General features: G+C 66.5%; 18 protein-coding genes. 11 read left to right on the top strand and 7 right to left on the bottom strand.

What is annotated here, in order from left to right:
* Positions 1 to 336 precede the first annotated feature (336 nt).
* The 5 genes from VLF18_RS11505 to VLF18_RS11485 all read left to right on the top strand — a co-directional run bounded on the left by VLF18_RS11505 (position 337) and on the right by VLF18_RS11485 (position 5,922).
* Complete coding sequence (locus VLF18_RS11505) at positions 337 to 1,425, top strand: PKD domain-containing protein (protein WP_325279764.1); 1,089 nt, start codon at positions 337 to 339, stop codon at positions 1,423 to 1,425.
* An 11-nt stretch (positions 1,426 to 1,436) separates the two neighbouring features.
* Positions 1,437 to 1,775, top strand: a complete 339-nt coding sequence (locus VLF18_RS11500) for a hypothetical protein (RefSeq protein WP_325279763.1) — start codon at positions 1,437 to 1,439, stop codon at positions 1,773 to 1,775.
* Positions 1,776 to 1,981: 206 nt separating this feature from the next.
* Positions 1,982 to 4,879, top strand: coding sequence for a hypothetical protein (locus VLF18_RS11495; protein ID WP_325279762.1), 2,898 nt, complete (start codon positions 1,982 to 1,984; stop codon positions 4,877 to 4,879).
* A 99-nt stretch (positions 4,880 to 4,978) separates the two neighbouring features.
* A complete protein-coding gene (locus VLF18_RS11490) occupies positions 4,979 to 5,371 on the top strand; it encodes a hypothetical protein (protein ID WP_325279761.1) in 393 nt (130 codons plus the stop codon).
* Positions 5,372 to 5,394: 23 nt separating this feature from the next.
* Positions 5,395 to 5,922 (top strand): Imm21 family immunity protein, encoded by a 528-nt coding sequence (locus VLF18_RS11485; protein ID WP_325279760.1) that lies wholly within the window; start codon positions 5,395 to 5,397, stop codon positions 5,920 to 5,922.
* A gap of 270 nt (positions 5,923 to 6,192) precedes the next feature.
* On the opposite strand, the gene VLF18_RS11480 is transcribed toward VLF18_RS11485, so the two are convergent.
* Positions 6,193 to 6,768 (bottom strand): M48 family metallopeptidase, encoded by a 576-nt coding sequence (locus VLF18_RS11480; RefSeq protein ID WP_414717213.1) that lies wholly within the window; start codon positions 6,766 to 6,768, stop codon positions 6,193 to 6,195.
* Here VLF18_RS11480 and VLF18_RS11475 point away from each other — a divergent pair.
* The gene (locus VLF18_RS11475; RefSeq protein ID WP_325279758.1) at positions 6,767 to 7,321 is read left to right on the top strand and encodes a DUF2058 domain-containing protein; all 555 of its coding nucleotides are present in this window, start codon (positions 6,767 to 6,769) and stop codon (positions 7,319 to 7,321) included. The genes VLF18_RS11480 and VLF18_RS11475 overlap by 2 nt on opposite strands.
* 33 nt (positions 7,322 to 7,354) lie before the next feature.
* Here the strand turns inward: VLF18_RS11475 and VLF18_RS11470 are convergent, their stop codons facing one another.
* Positions 7,355 to 7,837 carry an Lrp/AsnC family transcriptional regulator gene (locus tag VLF18_RS11470; protein WP_325279757.1) on the bottom strand — a complete coding sequence of 161 codons (483 nt, stop codon included), beginning with the start codon at positions 7,835 to 7,837 and terminating at the stop codon, positions 7,355 to 7,357.
* Between the two features lie 104 nt (positions 7,838 to 7,941).
* Between VLF18_RS11470 and VLF18_RS11465 the strand changes: the two genes are divergently transcribed.
* The 3 genes from VLF18_RS11465 (at position 7,942) to VLF18_RS11455 (ending at position 12,726) form a co-directional block, all read left to right on the top strand.
* Entirely contained in the window at positions 7,942 to 9,435 is a 1,494-nt protein-coding gene (locus VLF18_RS11465; RefSeq protein ID WP_325279756.1) for a pyridoxal-phosphate dependent enzyme, read from the top strand.
* Between the two features lie 10 nt (positions 9,436 to 9,445).
* Entirely contained in the window at positions 9,446 to 9,817 is a 372-nt protein-coding gene (locus VLF18_RS11460) for a VOC family protein (protein ID WP_325279755.1), read from the top strand.
* A 140-nt stretch (positions 9,818 to 9,957) separates the two neighbouring features.
* Complete coding sequence (locus tag VLF18_RS11455) at positions 9,958 to 12,726, top strand: serine/threonine-protein kinase (protein WP_325279754.1); 2,769 nt, start codon at positions 9,958 to 9,960, stop codon at positions 12,724 to 12,726.
* Positions 12,727 to 12,929: 203 nt separating this feature from the next.
* On the opposite strand, the gene VLF18_RS11450 is transcribed toward VLF18_RS11455, so the two are convergent.
* The 5 genes from VLF18_RS11450 to VLF18_RS11430 form a co-directional block, all read right to left on the bottom strand.
* On the bottom strand, positions 12,930 to 13,757 hold the full coding sequence (locus VLF18_RS11450) for a hypothetical protein (protein ID WP_325279753.1): 828 nt from the start codon (positions 13,755 to 13,757) through the stop codon (positions 12,930 to 12,932).
* Between the two features lie 363 nt (positions 13,758 to 14,120).
* Positions 14,121 to 14,945 (bottom strand): hypothetical protein, encoded by an 825-nt coding sequence (locus VLF18_RS11445; RefSeq protein WP_325279752.1) that lies wholly within the window; start codon positions 14,943 to 14,945, stop codon positions 14,121 to 14,123.
* 181 nt (positions 14,946 to 15,126) lie between these two features.
* Positions 15,127 to 17,142: an amidohydrolase gene (locus tag VLF18_RS11440; protein WP_325279751.1), complete on the bottom strand. Its 2,016-nt coding sequence runs from the start codon at positions 17,140 to 17,142 to the stop codon at positions 15,127 to 15,129.
* 216 nt (positions 17,143 to 17,358) lie between these two features.
* Positions 17,359 to 17,871: an SRPBCC family protein gene (locus VLF18_RS11435; RefSeq protein WP_325279750.1), complete on the bottom strand. Its 513-nt coding sequence runs from the start codon at positions 17,869 to 17,871 to the stop codon at positions 17,359 to 17,361.
* Entirely contained in the window at positions 17,871 to 18,197 is a 327-nt protein-coding gene (locus VLF18_RS11430; RefSeq protein WP_325279749.1) for a metalloregulator ArsR/SmtB family transcription factor, read from the bottom strand. Before VLF18_RS11430 ends, VLF18_RS11435 begins: the two co-directional genes overlap by 1 nt.
* A 397-nt stretch (positions 18,198 to 18,594) precedes the next feature.
* On the opposite strand from VLF18_RS11430, the gene VLF18_RS11425 reads away from it, so the two are divergent.
* Together VLF18_RS11425 and VLF18_RS11420 are read left to right on the top strand one after the other, a co-directional pair.
* Entirely contained in the window at positions 18,595 to 19,191 is a 597-nt protein-coding gene (locus VLF18_RS11425) for an ECF-type sigma factor (RefSeq protein ID WP_325279748.1), read from the top strand.
* The coding region (locus tag VLF18_RS11420; RefSeq protein ID WP_325279747.1) for a serine/threonine-protein kinase at positions 19,191 to 21,129 on the top strand (1,939 nt) is incomplete at its 3' end. The genes VLF18_RS11425 and VLF18_RS11420, both read left to right, overlap by 1 nt.

Genomic DNA, 21,129 nt, shown 5'->3' with positions numbered 1-21,129 from the left:
CTCCGCCACCGCCATTCCCGCCTCGGCCTCCTTCAGGATCGCCGCAATCTGTACTTCGCTGAACTTCGACTTCCGCATGGGACTCTCCTTTGCTGAGAGTCTCTACTAATCCCTGGGCTCACTTTAAGGGGGATGGACCGGGTGCCAAGCCGGAAAACGCAGACCTTGTCGTCTGTTGCCACAGAAGCCAGGTAGTTCTCAGCATTCGGCGCTGTTAGGCGCCAGGGGTATTCTTGCGCATGTTACGTTTGTGGCGTCGAAAATGCTTGAAGGTGCATCGATTGCCGATCGCTGCGCTCGCAGGTTGTCAGGCTCACTTTGATCATGGAGATTTCTGTGGACGACGTCATGCGTGACGAACGCATAGTGATAGCCGAGCAATCTTCGGTTCGCACTCGCGAGAAAATAAAGAGTGTTTCATTGACCCGGCGCGCGGTATGGGCGACAGCTGGGCTGCTCCTCGCCTGCTGCGATGCTGGTGCTTCTGAAGTTTGCGGACTTCAGAATGCTGTCTTTGATGGCATCTTCGTGGATGGCTTCAATGTCCCGGGTTCTGGCCTCGGTCCCGCTTACGGTGTTGTGAATGCGCCGGCTAGCGGCGTGACACCAGCGATCAGCATCACATCGCCGACCGGTGGAAGTCTTCCTAAAGGACGCGTGCAGGTCGTCGGAACGGTTTCGGGCCCGCCTAATGTGGGCGTTGTCGTCAACGGGCAGCGTGCGTATGTATTCAACGGCACGTTTCTGACACCGGAGCTGACGCTCGATCCCTCCCAGACATCGCTTGTGGCCGAGGCAACTGCCCCGGACGGTCTTTCAGCATCGGCATCACGTTCAATCACGGTTTCGACAACCGATCCGGACGCTGCGCTATCGGTTGATGCGGAAGTCGGATTTTCGCCGCTCCCAGTCCGATTTTCGGCAAGCGTCAAGACTGGTCTGACCGTGCAAAGTTTCTCTGTGGACTTCCAGACCGACGGCACTCCCGACTACACGGGATCGGGACCTATTCCGGCGACGACCTACGCTGCGCCTGGCATCTATACTGCAAGCGTGACGGTGACCCTGTCGGACAGCACGACTCGAACGGCGGCTCACAAGGTCATCGCTCTGGATCTCGCTGAGCATCGTGCTGACATATGCTCGGTTTACGCCAACCTGCGAGCAAGACTCCTCGCGCAGGATGCAAACGGTGCGGTGCGATCACTAACCGGCCAGCTTCGCAAGAAGCTGCTGTCATTTTTCAATGCGCTCGGATCTCAAATGTCGACTGTCGCACCCGGCCTGGGAACGCTCGCCGATGGAATCATTGGACTCGACACGGCAGACCTGGTGGCGGTGAAGGACGCCTCTGGAACGCTTCGAGGCTACCCCGTTCATATGGTCCGCGACCGCCAAGGCGTGTGGCGGATCGATGCAATGTGACAGGTGATCTTATGCAAGAGCTGGAAACGAACCGTTCGGAAGCCGAATCATCGACGACTCCCAGTTCCTGGAGCCGCGTCCTCAAACTCATGGTCATCGTTTCAACGCTCTTGGTGGTCGGCTATGTGGTCCTCCTGTTGACCCACGACGGCCGCATTGTCAGCCGTGAGTTCGAGGCCGGTGCGGCTCGCGTTTTTCTCGGCCTCGTCGCCGTTTCGAGCATTGGAGGCTGTGTTCTTGCGGTGCGCGAAAAGACCGGCTGGTGGCTTATCGCACCGCTGTTGGCTATCGGCGCGCCTATCGCGATGGTGTTCGCAATATCACGGATGGGGTTGATCTCCTTCCACTAGATCATCGGTGAAACGGGATGTCGGCGACGGGCGCGCATTACGGGCGGTGCGCCAGCACTCGAGATGGTCCTCAGATCATCGGTAAGTCGGTGAACGTCTCTTTGCCATGGGTATCCCAGGCACGCATTCCACCTTCCTAAAAAATCGTTGTGGTCGTGCGGCAACAACGCCGCGCACTTGATCAAACCTTCCCTTGGGGGCATCGGATGAGCCACGGAAAAATCCTGCGAGCGGGTGTCCTTGTAGCGTTCGCGTTGTGCGGAAGCGCATCGGGTTACGAGATCGAAACCCACGCCGTTATCACGTCGAAAGCCTATGACGCATCTGTTCTGAATCCGGCTGATCCGAAATCCATCGTTTCCACGCTCGGATTCGATCGGCTGAACCAGGATTACCCGTTTGCCTACGCCGGCGGGACAACGGGGACGTCTTATCGCGATGAAGCGGCAGTGGCGAACCCGGCAGATTTTTCTCCCGTCTATGGTTCGAACTACGACCGTTTGCCGCAGATCCAGGAGCGCAACGTCCTGGAAGATTTGATCGATCGTGGTTTCATCGCAGGCCCGTCAGCCGTAGCTGCCGAACAGCGAGTGCGCTCCTGGCTCATAAGAGGCGCTGTGCGGGAAGACGACAATGATGGCTTCGTGCCGATTCCCGGCGTCGGTTGGTCCACGCTCGATCAGCGGGATCCCGACCCGTTCGGCCCGACGCCTCGGGCTACCCGGCACTTCTACGACCCCGTGCATGACCGTGCGTATTTCTATCCGGATACCTGCGCGCAATACACCTGCGTCCGGTCTGTGGTCTGGGCGGTGGGGAGGACAGACCCGCTCCACCCGGCGAGCGATGCGGACGATACGTCGAGACGCAACCATTTCACGTGGCAGGACGCTCGCAACAACCTCTGGTGGGCGCTGACGCTCAAGCGGGATACGACCGCTGATGGGAAGTTTGACTATTCCGACGCGATCTACGACGGCATCGAGCGAATGCTCCGCCACGCCACAGCGGTGAAGTCCATTGGGCATGTCATGCATCTTCTCGAAGATACTGCCCAGCCTCAGCATGTCAGAAACGACGCACACGCCCCGCCCAACGTCGTGGTCATTTCCGATCCCAGCGAAGGGGAAGCGGACTCCGCGTTCGAGGCCTACACCAACTATCGCCTGTTGAGAGACTACAGCCGGGCGACAGAAATCAACTTGCGGTTGGGTAACCCGCTTCGCCGCATGGTCAACGATGAACTCCCGACCCCGAATAACTTGCCGCAACTGCGTTTCGGCGACGGCAATGTCTATCCTGGTGGCGGTGCAAGGGTTCAGTTCAGCACGCCCGGTAAGTTCTTTTCAACCAATGCCGTTGAATCGGGCAGCGATCTTGCGAGTTTGCGCAGTCGGCGCGGTTTATCCGACATTTCGAATCGCAGCTTCTTTACGTCTGGCACGCTTCCCGGATTCCGCGAATGCCAGTCTCCGGGAAGTCCTACGTGCGTTCCGACGGCCAACATTACATATCCGTTACCGCTGTCGAACCTGACCGACCCATCCTATGTGAAAATGGACCTGTCGACGACGCTCGGTTTGCGTGTCGGAAATCGTATCGTATACACGACTGTATATACGCAGCAGATCACGGACCCGCTGGCGGCGAACTACGATGCCGGTGTTTTGGCTCCTTTTGCCGGTCGCGCACCGTTGCTGACGCAAGGTATCTGGCACGACCTTATCCCCGGCTCGCTCGCCTCCTATCACGCCGAGCTGGACGCGACGCTGACCTACGACAACATGCGGTTCAAGGCAGATGTCATGATCCCGCGTGCGGTTGGCTACAGCGCGGGACTGATCAACCACTTTTTCCGTGGCCGGCTGGAAGTCACGCCGATCGACCAGGACATGATTGCAGTCTTGAATCAGGGCGATCTGCACACGGTCGATTCCGAAGGGTTTCCGCGTCAGTTCGCGAACCCGACACGCGTGTTCGGTTTCGAGAAAGTTCGACTGCGCGTTCGTAACGTCTCGGAGGACATCGTCGAGAGCGGGACCGGAACCGTGGTCGCGCAGAGCACGGGTGGAGCGGGTTCTCGCCTCGTCGCGATCGCGAAATACCATCGGAACCTGTGCTACGCGCAGGACCTTTCCGGCGAACGTGTCCGCAACTATGCGGGAGCGATTACAGAACCGTCCTGCTCGAGTGCTTTCCGCTCGCCTATCCAGGAGATCTCGGTGAGTGCTCCACTCGCGATTGCGGCCGGTGAACTCGACACGGCCACTCCGGTGGAAAAGCTGTTCGATTTTTCGTCCGATCCGATCCCGGTCAACGCTACCGATCTTTTCATCACGATCGCATACCGCGGCAAGCTCGGCGACGAAATCGATGGCATCGCTTTGGGCACTTACGACGTCAGCGAACCAACGTTTGTGGGCTTCTGGAACAACACCGACTACTTCTGGAACGGCACGAACTATCTTGGCCAGAACGCCACGTATCCGCAGCGCAATGCTTTCACGTTCTACGTCTGTGCCGGCGTGCCATCGAAGTGGCTGTTCCGTTACGGCGGAGCTGTCGGGTCGGTTGCTTTGGGGATTCCGCCGACACCGGGCCATCTTCGCTTGGCCCTCATTGTTGGCCGCCCCGACAACACCGTGCAGCGGTTCCCCGTCCGTGGCGTGCCGATCATGCAGACGTCACCGCACGCCTCCGTCCGATCTTCCGGCACTCGCGGACAGTATCGGCAGGCATCGAAAGAACTGATTGCGCCTTCCGTTCTGGCCAGTCCCTACGACAACTGCTTCGTCAACCCTCCACCGACAAATGTCGACACCTGGTGCTTCGATCCCATCCAGAAGCGTCGTGGTCTTCTCTCGGGAGATGTAGCGCAGCCCATTTACTGGAGCACGTCCGGAGCCGGTGATGGACCCGACGTCGACAGTGTGCCGTTACCAGCATTCGCATCGGCGGCGATACGCGATGGCGGCGAGATCAAGTTCAACGATGCGGGTGCACTTCAGAACTGTCCGTCGCAACCGGCACTGCGTCCCGAGGATGACGCATTGATCGAGAGCCAGGAGCAGGAACTGCTTTTGGGCAAAGAGCCGTTGCGGTAGGGAAGCTTCGCTGGACCGTTCCGGAACGAGCGCGGCCCGCCCTTGCGCAGATCCTGTTTTATCCTAACGATGTGCCTAGGCCCCTGATCGGAAATAGACATGATCCAGGCACTGTTCGTAATCATCCTGGCCGCCGGTGCTGCCGATTGCCGGGAAGTAGCGCAGGGTGTCAATCTTGCGAAGTTCGGAGAGCTGGCGAAGTTCCTGCCCAAGTTGCCGAGTCCACGACGCCTGCCGCCGCCGGGGAGTGGAATCGTCAGTTTCGAAATAGGCGTCAACGGACGCGCACTTGCGATCGATGTCGAATGCCAGTCATCTGAACCGACAGGAGACTACCTCAAGGGCCTGGTCCCCGTGACCCGTTTCCACATACCCGCGAAAGCACAGCGTGGACTTCGCCGTAAGGTCGGGTTGAACGTCGAGGTTTCGCAAAACATCAATATGAAAGTTATCGTGACCGACTTTCCTGGCTCTGACCACGAGCACAAGTAGATTGCGCCTCGACGTGCGAGGCCGTGAGCAACCCACAAGCCGACACAATGAACAACTTGAACTGGATGGAGTCGGGGGGCGGCCCGCTGCTGCTCGCCGCGACACCGTTGCTCGCCCACTGGTCCGGAACCGCACCGTCTGAAAGGACGGCCGGGGAGACGGACTATCAGCGCGCGTGCGCGGTCGGGAACGAAATTGACACTATCGACCTTGGGGACGCGCAGGCCGTCGTGCTGGGCGATGAGCCGAACCGGACGGTGATGTTCCTGCGTGCGTCCGACCTGCTTCTTGTGCGTTGGCGGTGGGCCAACTCGGAAGAAGAACTGCTGGCGGCCTTGAGGGACGCGCTCGATCAACTGTCTTTCATCAGCGCCGGAACGTTTTTGACCGTTCCTGGCGAACACCTGTTGTTCGATTCGGCTTTCTCCGGCACAGAAGTAGCGGAAAGTAGCAGCGTGATCCTGGAGGCGAGTGACTACGCGATCGATACCGCGACGTTCGAACCCTCCAGCAGCACCAGCGCGCTGATCCACCGCCTGCGTCCGAAGTGAGCCCCTGCCCTGAGTTGCCGCATCCAGAAAATGCGCCATGGCGAGACCGGCGGGTAAGCGGATGCAGACAGTCCTACTGTGAAAGACGTCTATCAGCGGGACGCCGCGTCCTGCAAGGCGATGTAGATGATCGTCAGCAAGTCGTGCAGCGGCCAACGCAAGACGAAAACGCCTTAGTCCGACGATCGATCCTTCCGCTGCGCGGATTCCGTCTCGTCGCGTCGATCGCTGCGAGGCGGGGCCTGTTGATCATCGGAGGAGCAGCGGCGTTCACTGCCGCCGCTCCACCTCGAGATGCGTCAGATACAGTCGCGCATCGAATTCGAGCTGGTGATAGTCGGGCTCGATGTGCGAACAGAGCTGATAGAACGATTTGTTGTGCTCGGCTTCCTTCAGATGCGCGAGCTCATGCACGACGATCATCCGGAGAAACGCAGCCGGGGCGTCGCGGAACACCGTTGCAATGCGCATCTCGCGGCTGGCCTTGAGCCGGTCTCCCTGTACGCGGGAGATCGTCGTGTGCGTGCCGAGCGCATGCTTCATGACCTGCAGCTTCGCGTCGTAGATCACTTTGCTCAGCGGCGCTGATTTTCTGAGGTGCCGGTCCTTGATCGCCTGCACGTACTCGTAGAGCTGCCCGTCGGTGCGCACGGCGTGAGATTCGCCGTATTTGTCGGCGAGCATCGTGCCGAGCCGGTCCTGTTCGATCAGTTCGCGCACCCGCGCCTGCAGGTGCGGCGGATAGCCGGCGAGGTATTTCAGCGTGTTCATGATCGACCGGAGAGCGCGGACGGCGGGAGCGGCCGGTATGATGGGCCGGAAATCCTCAGCGCGAAACGGCGACATGGCGAAGGCGAATCCTCTCCAGGAACAGCTGCTCAAGGCAGGCCTGGTCAAGAAGTCCAAAGTGGCCGAAGTGGCCCGCGAGCAGAACAAGGCCCGGCATTCCAAGGCGCCGGCCGGACCCAGCGAGATCAAGATCGAGGCGGAACGGGCGCGCGCCGAGAAGGTCGAGCGCGACCGCGCGCTCGCCGCGCAGCAGAAGGCGCAGGCGTGTATTGCAGAGCTGCGTGCGCAGGCGCGGCAGATCATCACCGACAAGAAAGTGCCGTACGCGGGAACGATCGAATATCGCTTCGCCGTGGACGGCGCGTTCCGCACGCTGCTCGTCAACGACGACCTGCGCGGGAAGCTCGCCTGCGGCGCGCTCGTGATCGTGCGGCTCGACGACCGCTTCGAACTGATTCCGCGCGCGGCCGCCGACAAGGTGCGCGAACGCGATGCCGCCCTGATCGTGCTCGATCATGGTCAGGCTGCGAACGCCGGGCCCTCGGCCGCAACCTCCGAGGACGATGCGTACTACGCGCAGTTCAAGGTGCCCGACGACTTGATCTGGTGACTGCGAAGAACGGAATGCCGCCGTATCGACGCGTCAGCCCGGCAGTTGCACGGACACGCCGGTCTTGACCCGTTCCAGCACGACCTGGGTAGTGAAACTTTTCACATTGCCGTCGGCCAGCAGCACGCGCCGCGTGAATGCGTCATAGGCTTCCATGTCGGCGGCGATTACGACGAGCATGAAATCGTTCTGGCCGGTCACGTAGTAGCACTGCTGGACTTCGGCGCTCGCGAGCATCTTCTTGCGGAAGCGCGCGAGGTCTTCGGCGCCTTCGCGGTCGAGGTCGACGCCGACGATGCAGGTGACCGGCCTGCCGACCTTGCGCGGGTCGAGTTCGGCGACTTCGCGCCGGATCACGCCGAGCGCGCGCAGGCGCTTGAGCCGGCGCTGCACCGCGGCGACCGACAGGCCGATCTCGTCGGCGATGGCCTTCGCCGGGATGCGCGTGTCGTGCTGCCAGCGCTCGAGAATCCGGTAGTCGAAGGCGTCGAGTGCGGCGTTGTCGTCTTTGTGCATGAGGCAGGGTGCGGATGCGGTTTGGGCGCAGCGGAGCCGGGTCGAACGCGGCCTCGCGACGCGGCGGGACCGCTAGCCTACGGCATCTGCACCAGGGACGAGACATGCGCACGACCGACCCCGCACTGCTGCCCATCCTGACCGACGCCGATCCGCGTCTGCGCGAGCGCGCGGCGCCGGTCGGCGCGATCGGCGCCGAGGTGCACGCCGTCGTCGCGGCGCTTGCGGCCTGCCTGCATGCGTATCGCGCCGCGCATGGTTTCGGACGCGGCATCGCCGCGCCGCAGCTCGGCATTGCGCGGCGCATCGTCGTGCTGGATCTCGGCGCCGGGCCGATCGCATTGATCGATCCGGAGATCATCTGGCGCGACCCGGAAACCCGCGCCGTCTGGGACGACTGCTTCAGCCTGCCGGGACGGCTCGTGCGCGTGCGGCGGCATCGGTCAGTGTCGCTGCGCTATCGCGACGCGGCGGGACGCGAGCGGCGCTGGGAGAAGCTGCCGTTCGACCTTGCCGAACTCGTGCAGCACGAGCTCGATCATCTCGACGGTGTGCTCATGAGCGACCGCGCCGAGGGTTCCGACGCGATCCGCCCGGCCGACGCGCGTGCGTCGCTCGTGGACGCGGTGCGACCGGTGCATCGTCTTTCGCTCGCCTCGATCGCCGCGGCGGCCGACGCGATCGACGCGGCGTTCGCGAACTCGCCGCAGTACGACAACGAGGCGCTGTCCGACGCGCTCGGCTGCCGCCTGCTGCTGAAGTTCGAACTGTTCAATCCGATCCGCTGCTTCAAGGGGCGCGGCGCCGACTGGTATCTGCGGCGGCGCCTCGCGCGCGGCGAGCAGGGTGCGCTGGTCTGCGCGAGCGCCGGCAACTTCGGCCAAGCGCTGGCCTATGCCTGCCGCGCGCGCGGCGTCGCGCTGACGGTGTTCGCGGCCGGGACGGCCAACGCGCTGAAGGTGGCGCGCATGCGCGCACTCGGTGCCGATGTCCGCCTGCACGGCGCCGACTTCGATGCGGCCAAGGCGGCCGCGCGTGTTCATGCATCGCAGAGCAATGCGCAGTTCGTCGAGGACGGCCGCGAGGTCGAGATCAGCGAAGGCGCCGGCACGATCGCGGTCGAGCTGCTGCGCGAGGATCCCGCGCCCGACGCGCTGCTCGTGCCGCTCGGCAACGGCGCATTGCTCAACGGCATCGCGCGCTGGACGCGGGCGCGTTCGCCGGCGACGCGCATCGTCGGCGTCGTCGCGCGCGGCGCGCCGGCGATGCGCGACAGCTGGCGCAGCGGCCGCGCGGTCTGCGGCGAGCGCGTCGACACGATCGCCGACGGCATTGCCGTGCGCGTGCCGGTCGACGAGGCGCTGTCGGACCTGCACGGCCTCGTCGACGACATCGTCGCTGTCGACGACGCGGATCTCATTGCCGCGATGCGGCTCGTGCACCGCCATGCCGGCGTCGTCGCCGAACCGGCCGGTGTAGCCGGAATTGCGGCCTTGCTCGCGCAGTGCGAGGCCTATGCGGGGCAGCGCGTCGCGAGCGTGCTCTGCGGCGGAAATCTGACGCCCGAACAGATTCACGATTGGCTGTTGGTGGACTAAGGAGAAACACATGATCGATCACGTCGAACTGCAGGTGGCCGATGCGGCCGCCTCGACGAATTTCTTCGCCGCGGCGCTCGCGCCGCTCGGCTATGCCCTGCATGTGCAGGGACCCAGCAACGGCTTCGGCACCGGCATGGAAGCACTGGATTTCTGGGTGAAGCCCGGCGGGCCGTCGGAGCCGCGGCCGCATGTCGCGTTCAACTGCGCCGACCGCGCGACCGTCGATGCGGCCTATGCCGCGGCGCTGGCCGGCGGCGGCCGCGACCGCGCGGCGCCGGCGCTGCTCGAACGCATTCATCCGCACTATTACGCGGCCTTCGTGCACGACCCCGACGGGCACAACATCGAATTCGTCTGCCATCGCGCGCCGGCCGGCTGAGGCATGCTCGCGCGGCGGCGGCAAATTGCCGCTGCCGCGCATTCCCGCCACAATCGCGGCGCATCGGCGGGGGCGCGCATGGTCGCAACGGCGGCGAAACCAGCACACGTGGGCGGCGCACGACGGTCCGGGGTCGCGCCGTGAGCGGCTACGCCACCCAGGACGCGAAGCTCGACGCACTGCTGCTGCGTGCGCTCATGCTCGAAGGCGACGAGCGCGACGACTACCTCGCCGAACTTCAGGCCATGCAGCCCACGACGCACGCGCGTCTGCTGCACCTGCTCGAACTCGCCGAGCGGCCGGTCGGCATGCTGCAGACCGCGAAGGCCGATCGCGACGACATGCTCGCGGCCATGAGCGAGCAGGCCGCGGCGAAGGACGAACACAGCGGCCAGCGCATCGGCACCTGGCGGCTGCTGCGCCAGGTCGGCCGCGGCGGCATGGGCAGCGTCTACGAAGTCGCGCGCGAGGACGGCGTGTTCGTGCAGAAGGCCGCGCTCAAGCTGATCCGCAGCGACTACGCCGCGCCGGACTTCCTCGCGCGCTTCAGCCAGGAACGGCAGATCCTCGCGACGCTGAATCATCCCGGCATCGCGCATCTGCTCGACGGCGGCGAGACCGCCGACGGCCATCCCTACCTCGTCATGGAATTCGTCGACGGCGTGCGCATCGACGCGTGGTGCGACGAGCGCCGGCTCGATCCCGATGCGCGTCTCGCACTGTTCCTGCAGGTCGCCGAAGCGGTCGACCACGCGCACGCGCGCCGCGTCGTGCATCGCGATCTCAAGCCGTCGAACATCGCGGTCACGGCCGACGGCACGGTCAAGCTGCTCGACTTCGGCATCGGCAAGGTGCTCGACAGCGACGACACGCTCGATCGCCACGAACGCACGGCGACGCGGCTGTTCACGCCCGACTACGCGACGCCCGAGCAGGTGCTCGGCCAGTCGGCAGGCATGCTCTCGGACGTCTATCAGCTCGGCCTGCTGCTCTACGAACTCGTCTGCGGGCAGCACGCGCAGCAGCCGGCGGACGTCACCCAGGCCTCGCTCGAGCGCGCGGTCTGCCGCGACGATCCGCCGCTGCCGAGCGCCGCGGCCGCAGCGGCGCCGCCGCCCACCGCCGAGCGCATCGGCGGACTGTCGCCGGCGGCGCTCGCACGAAGGCTGCGCGGCGACCTCGACCTGATCGTGCTGAAGGCGCTGCGCAAGGAGCCCGAGCGGCGCTATGCGAGCGTGCGCGACTTCATCGACGACCTGCGCCGCTGGCAGCACCACATGCCCGTGCGCGCACGTCCCGAGACCTGGAGCTATCGCACCGCGCGCTTCGTGCGCCGGCATGCCTGGGCCGTCGCGGCCGCGTCGGTGATCTTCCTGCTGACGGCGGCCTATGCGCTGACGGTCAGCGTCCAGGCACGCGCGATCGCGCAGCAGCGCGACCGCGCCCAGGCCGAGGCGCAGAAGGCCGATCGCGTGAAGTCACTGATCCTGCGGCTGTTCGAAGGTGCGGATCCGACCCAGAGTCTCGGCAAGGAACTCACCGCGCGCGAACTCCTGAATGCAGGCTGGGAATCGATCGAGCGCGAGCTCGGTGCGCAGCCCGACGTGCAGGTCGAACTGCTGACGACGGTCGGTGCGACCTACTACCAGCTCGGCCAGTACGACGAAGCGCAGAAGCTGCTGCTGCGCGCGCGCGACATCGTCGCGGCGCATCCGGAACTGCCGGCGAACGACCGCGCCGCCGCGCTGCGCGCGCTCGGCGTGCTGCTCGGCGCGCAGGATCGTTTCGAAGAGGCCGAAAAGCTGCTGCACGAAGCCGAGGCGCTGTACCGGCAGGGGCGCGACGGCGACGACGCCGAAGTGGCGACCACGGTGCGCGACCGGGGCCAGGTGAAATACGAACGCGCCGACTACGCCGCGGCCGAGGCGTTGTTCCGCGAGTCGCTAATGATGCGGCAGCGCCTGTTCGGCGAGCGCAACTTCGCCGTCGCCGACAGCATCGGCCGCGTCGGCATGGCGCTGCGCGCGCGCGGCGACTACGCGGGCGCCGAGCCGCTGTTGCGGCAGGCGCTCGCATTGCATCGCGAGCTGCTGCCGCCGTTGCATCCGCATATCGCGACGGATCTGTCGAGCCTTGCGTCGATCGAGCGCAATCTCGAGCGCTACGAGCAGGCCGAGGCGCACTACCGCGAAGCGCTCGCGATCATGACGCAGACGCGCGGCGAGGATCATCCGTTCGTGGCGACGATCATGAACAATCTGGCCCGCGCGCTGAAGGCTCGGGACAAGAGCGACGAAGCCGAGGCGCTGCTGCTGCGTGCGCTCGACATCCGGCGCAAGCACCTCGGTGAGCGGCACGCCACGGTCGCCATGAATCTCAGCGACCTGGGCTGGGTCGCCGAAGGCGCCGGCAGGATCGATGCGGCCGAGAACTATTACCGGCAGGCGCTGGCGTTGTACGAGCCGAACCACACGTGGCGCGCGTCGGCCGTGTTCAATCTCGGCAGCGTGCTCGAAGCCCGCGGCGACCTGGCGGGAGCGGAGCGGCAATATCGCGAAGCGCTGCAGACGCAACGTCCGAAATACGGCGACAGGCATGAAGTCATCGGCACCGATCTGTTCTATCTCGGCCGCGTCATCGGCAAACAGGGACGCATCGACGAAGCGCAGGGGCTGCTGCGCGAAGCGCTCGCGAACTACGAAGCGCGCCTGAAACCCGACGACGTCCAGCTCGCGCCGATTCTCCTCGGCCTCGAAAAGAACCTGCGCCGCCCCGCGCAGGCCGCCGAAGGCGATGCGCTGCTGCAGCGCGCGCTCGCGCTGCGCGTGAACGCCTTCGGTGCCGACGACAAGCGCACGAAGGAAGTGCAGGCGCGCATCGACGAATTGAGAATGCGCAGGGCGCAATGAGTGCAGCGCGTTGCGCCGGGAACGCAAGGTTGTCGGTCGCTCACGCCGAAACACGATTCGAGCCCCTAACTGCCGCCGAAGTACTGCGCTTCGGCGGCATGGTCGTACCTTGGAACGGCGGCTTGCGGGGCGGCCCGGGCGGGACGGCGCAATGCGCTGCGCTTATGCGCCCTACGTTGGTTCGACGAGGTTTCAACGTTGGGTCAATTGCAGCTGCCCTGCACGTCGACCACGACGCGCCGCACGTTGTTGGTTTCGCTCGTCTCGGGAACGTAGGCCGGCGCATCGACCTCGACAACAACGACCGAGATTCCCGACGGCAGGCCGATGCGGCCGTCGACCACGGTTGCGGACATCGGCAGCTGCGCGGGCAGATCGTCGAGCGCGAGCAGCGGGCCGCCCGGGGCCGAGAGCGTCAATGCATTCGACGTGCCTTCCGCATGGCCGGGGCCGGCATTGGTGCTGAGATAGCTGTACGCGAAATAGCAGAGGCCATTGCGGCGCGCGTCGGCCTGAGCGGCCGGCACGACTGCCGTGCTGCCCCATTGCGTCGGCGTCGGGCCGATCTGCACCGGATCGGCGGCACTGAGATCGGTCGGCGAATCCGGCATTTCCCAGAGCTGCAGCTTCTGTCCCTGCGGCGGCGACTCCGGATCGGGTTCCTCGTGCTGCGGGCGGTCCTCGGCCTTGAGGTCGAACGTGGTCGAGAACCGGCAACTCCCGCCGCTCGACGCCGGCACGCGGAACTCCGCGCTGAGCACGCCGGTCGGCTGCGGGAACAGCCAGAGTTCGGCAGCGCTCGTGATCGGCGACCCCGGGCTCGCGCCGCACCCCTGCGGCGTCAGCGCCATGTCGCGATAGTGGAACGGTCCGTGGAAGCTCGTGAGCGTGACGAGATAGGCGCCGGCCGCGTCGCGGTCGATCCGGTAGCTGTAATCCGGATTCGCGGAACTTCCGGGCGCGGTCTGCGCCGTCGCGGCGTTCGCGGCGAGGGCGAGCATCAGAGCGGACAACAGGGTCGACGATTTCATGGCAGCTTCCTCCGTTCGGGGTTACCGGCACGTACGAAGTTCGCCGTCGTCAGGGATCATGCGTCGCACGTAGGCTGGAGCGAGCCGCAGGCGAACCCGGCATCGCGGTGGTTCGGCTGCGAAGAATCCGTGCCGGAGGAACGGCGTCGTTCCGAGCGTTCGCGTCGCTGTTCCTCCGCCCGGCGTTCGGCGGAGGCGACTGCCGCGTTGCTGGGGTTCGCCTGCGGCTCACCCGTGGCTCTCCAACGTCACGAACGGGCGAGAGGAGTGAGCAACGAGCAGGGCGTCCTCACTCGTTTCTCACTCCCGATTACTCATTTCTCGCCCGACAGTGCCTGGGCACTGTCGGCCAGCCAGCCCGCTTCAGTAGCAACTACCCGTCACATCGACCATCACGCGGCGGACGTTGTTGTACGCGATGGTCTCGGGCACGTAGCCCGGCGCGTCGATTTCAAGCACGACGAGCGACAGGCCCGACGGCAGGCCGATGCGGCCGCTGACCGTCGCCGCCGACATCGGCAGCTGCGCGGCCAGGTCGTCGAGCGCGAGCAGCGGGCCGTCCGGCGCGCCGAGCGTCAGCGCGTTCGAAGAACCCTCGGCATGGCCCGGGCCGGCGTTGATGCTGAGATAGCTGTACGGGAAATAGCAGGTGCCGTTGCGACGAAGAACGGCCTGCGAGGCCGGGATGACGGCCACACCGCCCCACTGCGTCATCGTGCGGCCGATCCGCACCGGGTCGGCGGCGCTGAGATCGAGGATCTCGGGCACTTCCTTCATGCGCGGCTTCTGGCCCTGGCCCGGCATTTCCGGGTCGACTTCCTGCGTCGACGGCGGGCGGTCTTCGGCCTTGAGGTCGAACTCGGTGACGAACTCGCAGCTGCCACCGCTCGTCGACGGCGCGCGGAATTTCGCGTGGATCGGCCCGGTCGGCTGCACGAACACGATGAGTTCGGCCGCGCTGGAGACCGGCGACCCTGCGCTCGCGCCGCAGCCCTGCGGCGTCATCGGCATGTCGCGGTACTGGAACGGGCCGTGGAACGCCGTCAGCGTCGCGCGGTAGCCGGCACCGGCCACGCTGTCGATGCGGTAGGTGTATTCCAGCGGGGAACTTCCCGGTGCGGCCTGGGCCGACGCCGTGTTCGCGGCCAGGGCAAGCAGCAGGGCGGACAGCAGGATCGACGTCTTCATGGTGAGCCTCTCGGATAGGACTTGCTGGGGCGTACGCAGTCCGGAACGACGAGGGATCACGATGGCGAAGATTTTTTTGGTGGCTATGGGCTTGATCCGTCTCTACCCATGTCCTCCGCCCTTGCAGGGGAGGACATGGGCGGGGATGGGTTACCGCCGCAGCTCCAAAGACAGGCAGCCCTCAATCCGGCCAATTCCGCTCCGGTGCCGGATTCAGGAACTGCCGCCCCTGGCTGTACGTGCCGAGGATCCGCACGTTGCGCAGCCGGTCGGGCGTGCTTTCCAGGTCCAGCGGATTCGCCGACAGCATGACGATGTCGGCGAACTTGCCGACTTCGAGCGTGCCGCGGTCGGCCTCCTGGCCGTACTGCCACGCGGCATTGACGGTGTAGGCCTGCACGCCCTGCAGGATGCTGACGGCCTGCGGCCCGAGGCCGCCGTCCGAGGACATCGTGACCGGGCAGTTCTTCGCGTCGAGGTTCGGATACCACGAGGGCTGCTGCGCCTGGCGCGTGGCGGCGGCCCAGATCGCGAACAGCGGGGCCGGCGGCGTGACCGGGCTGTCGGTGTGCAGCGTCGTCGTGAGTCCGGCCTTCGCGGCCGACGCAATCGGATACATGTTCAGGCTGTTGCCCGGACCGAGCACCTGCTGGCATTCGGGAAGACCGTAGAAATACACATTGGGCATCAGAAAACTGATCGCGACCTGCTGCGGATTCAGCGCGGCCAGCTGCGCCGCGTCGATCATCGGTGCGTGGATGACGACGTCGCGCTTGCCCGCGGGCGGCGCCGAGGTCGCGAGCGCGGCGACGGCGTCGGCCGTCGCCGCATCGCCGTTCTGGTGGATCAGCATCGGAAAGCCCGCCTCGTGCGCGGCGCCGAGGCGCTGCGCCATCGTGGGCTCGTCGACGTCGGGCAGGCCGAGGTAGGGCTGCTTGCGGAACAGCGCGCGGTCGGTGAACGGTGGAAACAGCTTCAGGTACGGCTCGTTCATGTAGGCCGTGTAGCCCTGCGTCGAGCCGTCGGCGAAGGTCTTGACCGCGGCGACGTCGAGCAGCGGGTTCGGCGCGACGGCGAGCGCGTCGCGCACGGCCTTCGCCGCATCTATCGTCTTCGTGTAGTCGTCGCTCGCCGCGTCGTAGGCGATCAGCGCGACGCTGACCGGAAATGCCGCGCGCTTTTCGGCGCTGTCGAGCGCGGCGACGTACATCAGCATGAGGTCGAGCGCCGCCGCGCCTTCCTGCGCGAGCGTGTAGCCGTGCTGCGCATAGATCTGCGCAGCCTTCAGCAGCAGCTGGTTGCCGAGTCCGTGGTTCGCCTTGAGCACCTTGCCCTGGAAGTAGCCGATCGCATAGAGCGCGAGGTCCTCGTCGAGCTGCCCCTTGATCGCGAGCGCGGTCTCGACCGCGGGATTCGTCGTCGGCGTGTAGCAGCCTTTCGTCGCGCCGGGCGTCTTGCAGATGTTCAGCAGTTTCAGCGCCGGCGTATTCACGTAGACGATGTGCCCCGACTCGGAACCGACGACGATGGGCACCGTGCGCGAGATCGCGTCGAGCTGCGCGCGCGCCTTGCCGTTCTCGAAGTTCGTGCACTGGAACGCGAGCCCCTTGCAGCCCTTGCTGCGGCCCAGGCGCGACGGGTCGTAGTTGAACGCGAGCACATAGGGCGTCGCGCCGGCAGGATCCACGGCGGCGACCGCCTTCTTCAGCCGCGCGACGACGTCGTCCTGGTTGCGTACCGGGATGAAGCAGGTCTGCGGGTCGGTGCGGTCGCTGCAGGCCGCGTCGTCGGGCAATGGCTTGAACAGCAGGTTCACGCTCGACACGTCGAGCCAGTGCGCCGTGTCGCTGTAGAAGCCGACGGCCGACATGTGCGAGTGCGGATCGATGAATCCCGGCAGCAGCGACGTGCCGGGCGGCGGCACGTAGGTCTGCGTGCCGGGGCCGGCGAGTGCGCGGATCTGCGCGCTCGTGCCGATCGCGGTAATGCGGCCGGCGGTGATCGCGAGCGCCTGCGCGGTTGCCGGTGCAGGCGACGCGGCCAGCGTGACGACGTTCGTGTCGACGATGATGACGTCGGGCGGCGCGGCGCCCGCGCGCGCCGCACCGCCGCGCGGCGCGGTCGAGGCGGCGCAGCCGGCGAGCAGCAGGATGGAACCGAACAGGGTGGCGAACGTGCCGAAACGGTACGCGTGCATGCGGTAGTCCTCGGTCAGCCGGGGCGATGCGCGGCGCCGCGGACCAGGCCGCGAACGCCGCGCGTGTCGGAGCAGCGCTGCCTGCGGGCAGCGTCGCCATGGTAGGCGCGCCGTGCGCAGGAGTGAACGAGGGGAATAGCGGAAATGCAATAAAACCGCAGGAATAACCTTTGTAGAAAACACGGAAAAATACTCACGCAGCGCGCGAGCCCGGTGTCAGTTGCGGGATCCGCCGTACAGCGCCACGAGCTGGTCGAGCGTCGTGCCCCAGCCTTCGCTGAAGCCCATTTCCTCGTGCCGCCGCGCGCTGTCTTCGTCCGGATGCATGACGAGTGCGCGGTAGCGCGTGCCGCCGGCATGGTCCTGCAGCGTGATCACGGCGGTGAACTGCAGGCCGTGGCAGCCGCCGTCGGCGACCGGTGCGGCCGGGCGGTAGCCAGGCTCCATCAGCGAGGTCCAGACCAGCCGCTCGCCGGGCACGATATCGAGGTAGCAGCCGAGATTCGGCGGCTGATCGACGCCCTCGGGCGAGCGCATGACGGTGCGGAAGATGCCGCCGGGGCGCAGGTCGACCTCGACGTCGACGGTCTGCCACGGCGCCGGCGTGAACCAGCGCTTGAGGCGTTCGGGTTCGGTCCAGGCGGCCCAGACGCGGTCGCGCGGCACGGCAATGTCGCGCTGTAGCACGAGGTCGCGGCGCGGATCGAACGGGGAGAAATGAGCAGTCATCACGAAGACTCCTTGAGGTAGGCATCGAGCTGGTCGAGGCGTTTTTCCCAGAGCGCGCGCTGGCGCGTCATCCAGGTTTCGGCCGCCTTGAGCCGGCGCGGCACGAGGCGGTAGGTGCGGGCGCGGCCCTGCTTGCTCGACTGCACGAGGCCGCAGTGTTCGAGCATGGCCAGGTGCTGCGAGAACGAGGGCAGGGCCATCTTGAACGGCATCGCGAGCTCGCTCGTCGTCGCCGGCCCGCTGCCCAGGCGCTCGAGCACGGCGCGGCGCGTGGGATCGGCGAGCGCCTGGAAGACCTGGTTGAGCTGCATTGATTGGTTAGGCATGTGCCTTACTATCGGGCGTTCCAAAACTTAGGTCAATACCTTTGTTTGCACGCGCCGTCACGCGATGCGGACTGAAGCGCCGATGCGGAGTACCCGACCGCCGCCGGCAGTGAATTCGTGCAGCAAAGACAACAACTATATTTATGAACGTATCGTGCTGCGTCGCCGCAGCCGCCGGCAGCGGACGGCTCCCCGAGCCGCAGCACAAATCCCGCTCGCCGCTTCCGCCGTGCGCGGGATGCCGCCTGGCCGCGCCCGGCCGCCGCCGGCGTGACGCGGCCATCCGTGCGGCTTAGGATGCGCCGTCCGCAGACGGGGCGCCGCATACCGGGAGGGTGCGCGGCAGCGAACGCCGGCGTCGCGGCACGGCGAGTCACGGCAAGGGGGATCGCTCAGCATGAGTGTCAGTCCGGCTCCAACGATCACGGCGCTGCTCGCGCAGTGGAAAAACGGCGACCGCAGCGTCGAGAACCAGCTCGCGAGCCTGATCTACCCGGTGCTGCGCGACATCGCGCGCGGCCAGGTGCTCGGGCGCGGCGGCGTGCTGACGCTGCGGCCTACCGAGCTCGTCAGCGACGCCTACGAGCGCATCGCCGACCAGCGCAGCGTCGACTGGCAGAACCGCGAGCACTTCTACGCGATCGCCGCGACGGTCCTGCGCCGCGTGCTGATCGACCATATCCGCCAGCGCATGAGCGAGAAGCACGGCGGCGACGTGCGTTTCGTCGCGCTGGATCACCCCGATTCCGATGCGATCGCCGGCGCCGGCGATCTCGTCGACTGGCTCGCCGTCGATCAGGCCCTGACGCAGCTCGCGGTCAAGGATCCGGCATCGGCGCGCGTCGTCGAACTGCGCCTGTTCTCCGGGCTCAGCGTCGAGCAGATCGCCGAGGTCTGCGGTTCGTCGACCGCGACGGTCGGACGCCAGTGGCGGTTCGCGCGCGTCTGGATGGCCGCGCAGCTCGAGACCGGCGACGGCGGCGGAGCCGAGTGATGGATGCGGAGCAGCGCGCGTTCGCGCGCATGCAGCAATTGTTCGACGACGCGATGGATCTGCCCGAAGGCGAACGCGATGCGTTCGTCGCGCGCGCCTGCGCCGACGATCCGCAGACCGCGGCTGCCGTGCGTGGGCTGCTGCGCCAGGAACATCGCCTGGCTGCGCGCGATACTGCCGCGCAGTTCGGCGACCTGGCGGCACGTGCCGCCGCTGCCGTGCCCGGGCTGCTCGGCGAAGGCGCGCGCATCGGCCCGTACACGCTGCTCGCGCAGATCGGCGTCGGCGGCATGGGCCGCGTGTTTCGCGCCGAACGCGTGACCGAGGATTTCCGCCAGGACGTCGCGATCAAGCTGCTGCGCCAGGAGCTCGTCGATCCGTCGCTGCTGCGGCGCTTCTCGGCGGAGCGCCGCCTGCTCGCGGCGCTGAATCATCCCGGCATCTGCCGGCTGCTCGACGCCGGCGCGCTCGCCGACGGTACGCCGTACGCGGTCATGGAATTCGTCGATGGCCAGGACCTGCTCGGCTACGCCGATCGCCGCGGCCTGCGTCTGGACGAGCGGCTGCAGCTGTTTCGCCAGGTGCTCGCCGCGATTGCGCATGCGCACCGGCATCTCGTCGTGCATCGCGACATCAAGGCCGGCAATGTGCTCGTCGACGCCGGCGGACAGATCCGGCTGCTCGACTTCGGCATCGCGCGGACGCTCGACGACGATCTCGAAGCGACCGCGACGCGCGAGCGCTACCTGAGCTTCAGCAATGCGGCGCCGGAGCAGCTGCGCGGCGACCCGATCAGCGTGGCCTGCGACATCTATGCGCTCGGCGGCCTGCTCTACGAACTGCTGTGCGGGCTGCCGCCGTTCGCGCTCGAGGGCGTCAGCGCGGCCGCACTGGAAACGCAGATCCTGCACGTGCCGCCGCCGCCGATGGCGCGGCGCTGCGCCGGTGCCGATGCAGCCGTCGCCGCGCGTCGCGGCCTCGGCAGCACCGCCGAGCTGCAGCGCCGGCTGGCCGGGGATATCGAGCGCATCGTGCAGCGCTGTCTGCGCAAGGAGCCGGCCGCGCGCTACGCCAACGTCGAGCAGCTCGACGAGGACATCGCGAACTTTCTCGCGCAGCGGCCGATCCGTGCGAACGACGGCCAGCGCTTCTATCGCCTGCGCAAGTTCGTCGCGCGGCATCGCGTGAGCTGCGCGCTCGGCGCGCTGCTCGCCGTCGCGCTCGCGGGCGTGCTCGCCGCGCTGTTTGCGCGCAACGTCGCCGCGGCGCGCGAGCGCGATCGCGCGCAGGAGGCGCTCGGTCTGCTGCGCGCCGCCTTCCTGTCGGCCGACCCGGCGCGCGTTGCCGGCGAATCGGTCACCGTGCGCGCAGTGCTCGATGCGGCGCGGCCGGCGCTGGAGCAGCGCTTCGGGACGCAGCCCGAACTCTATGCGAGCCTCGCCGGCAGCCTGGCCGAAGTGCAGTTGTCGCTGGGCCTGTCGACCGAAGCGGCGGCGCTGTTCGAGCGCGCCGCGCAGGCCGCGCAGCGCGGCGACCTCACGGCGCGCGAACGCTACGAACTGCAGGTGCTGCGCGCGCGGGCGCTGTTCGCGGCCGGCGAATACGACCGCGCCGGCGAGGCGTTGCAGGCCGCCTCCGCGATCGGGCTCGCGACGACGCCGGAATGGCAGGTCGTGAAGGCGAGCGTGCTCGCGCACGACGGCGCCGCCGACGCGGCTGCCGACACGCTGCGTTCGGCCATCGCGGCGCTCGACGCGCGAGGCCCCGCGGACGAGTGGGCGAATCTCGCGCGCCTGCGGCTGGCCGAACTGCTGGGCCAGAACGGCAAGGCGAACGACGGGCTCGCGGTACTCGATGCGACGCTGGCCTGGCAGCGCGCGCGGCTCGACGCCTCGCATCCGCGCATCACGCAGACGCGGCTGCAGCGCGTCATTGCGC

Source organism: Tahibacter sp. (assembly GCF_035481375.1).
GTDB lineage: Bacteria > Pseudomonadota > Gammaproteobacteria > Xanthomonadales > Rhodanobacteraceae > Tahibacter.
This window is presented reverse-complemented; position numbering and strand designations above follow the sequence as displayed.

Coding starts and splice junctions, on each gene's coding strand:
- VLF18_RS11425 (WP_325279748.1), top strand. CDS start 18,595: ATGAGTGTCAGTCCGGCTCCAACGATCACGGCGCTGCTCGCGCAGTGG.
- VLF18_RS11440 (WP_325279751.1), bottom strand. CDS start 17,142: ATGCACGCGTACCGTTTCGGCACGTTCGCCACCCTGTTCGGTTCCATC.
- VLF18_RS11445 (WP_325279752.1), bottom strand. CDS start 14,945: ATGAAGACGTCGATCCTGCTGTCCGCCCTGCTGCTTGCCCTGGCCGCG.
- VLF18_RS11435 (WP_325279750.1), bottom strand. CDS start 17,871: ATGACTGCTCATTTCTCCCCGTTCGATCCGCGCCGCGACCTCGTGCTA.
- VLF18_RS11495 (WP_325279762.1), top strand. CDS start 1,982: ATGAGCCACGGAAAAATCCTGCGAGCGGGTGTCCTTGTAGCGTTCGCG.
- VLF18_RS11500 (WP_325279763.1), top strand. CDS start 1,437: ATGCAAGAGCTGGAAACGAACCGTTCGGAAGCCGAATCATCGACGACT.
- VLF18_RS11465 (WP_325279756.1), top strand. CDS start 7,942: ATGCGCACGACCGACCCCGCACTGCTGCCCATCCTGACCGACGCCGAT.
- VLF18_RS11475 (WP_325279758.1), top strand. CDS start 6,767: ATGGCGAAGGCGAATCCTCTCCAGGAACAGCTGCTCAAGGCAGGCCTG.
- VLF18_RS11480 (WP_414717213.1), bottom strand. CDS start 6,768: ATGTCGCCGTTTCGCGCTGAGGATTTCCGGCCCATCATACCGGCCGCT.
- VLF18_RS11450 (WP_325279753.1), bottom strand. CDS start 13,757: ATGAAATCGTCGACCCTGTTGTCCGCTCTGATGCTCGCCCTCGCCGCG.
- VLF18_RS11490 (WP_325279761.1), top strand. CDS start 4,979: ATGATCCAGGCACTGTTCGTAATCATCCTGGCCGCCGGTGCTGCCGAT.
- VLF18_RS11460 (WP_325279755.1), top strand. CDS start 9,446: ATGATCGATCACGTCGAACTGCAGGTGGCCGATGCGGCCGCCTCGACG.
- VLF18_RS11430 (WP_325279749.1), bottom strand. CDS start 18,197: ATGCCTAACCAATCAATGCAGCTCAACCAGGTCTTCCAGGCGCTCGCC.
- VLF18_RS11470 (WP_325279757.1), bottom strand. CDS start 7,837: ATGCACAAAGACGACAACGCCGCACTCGACGCCTTCGACTACCGGATT.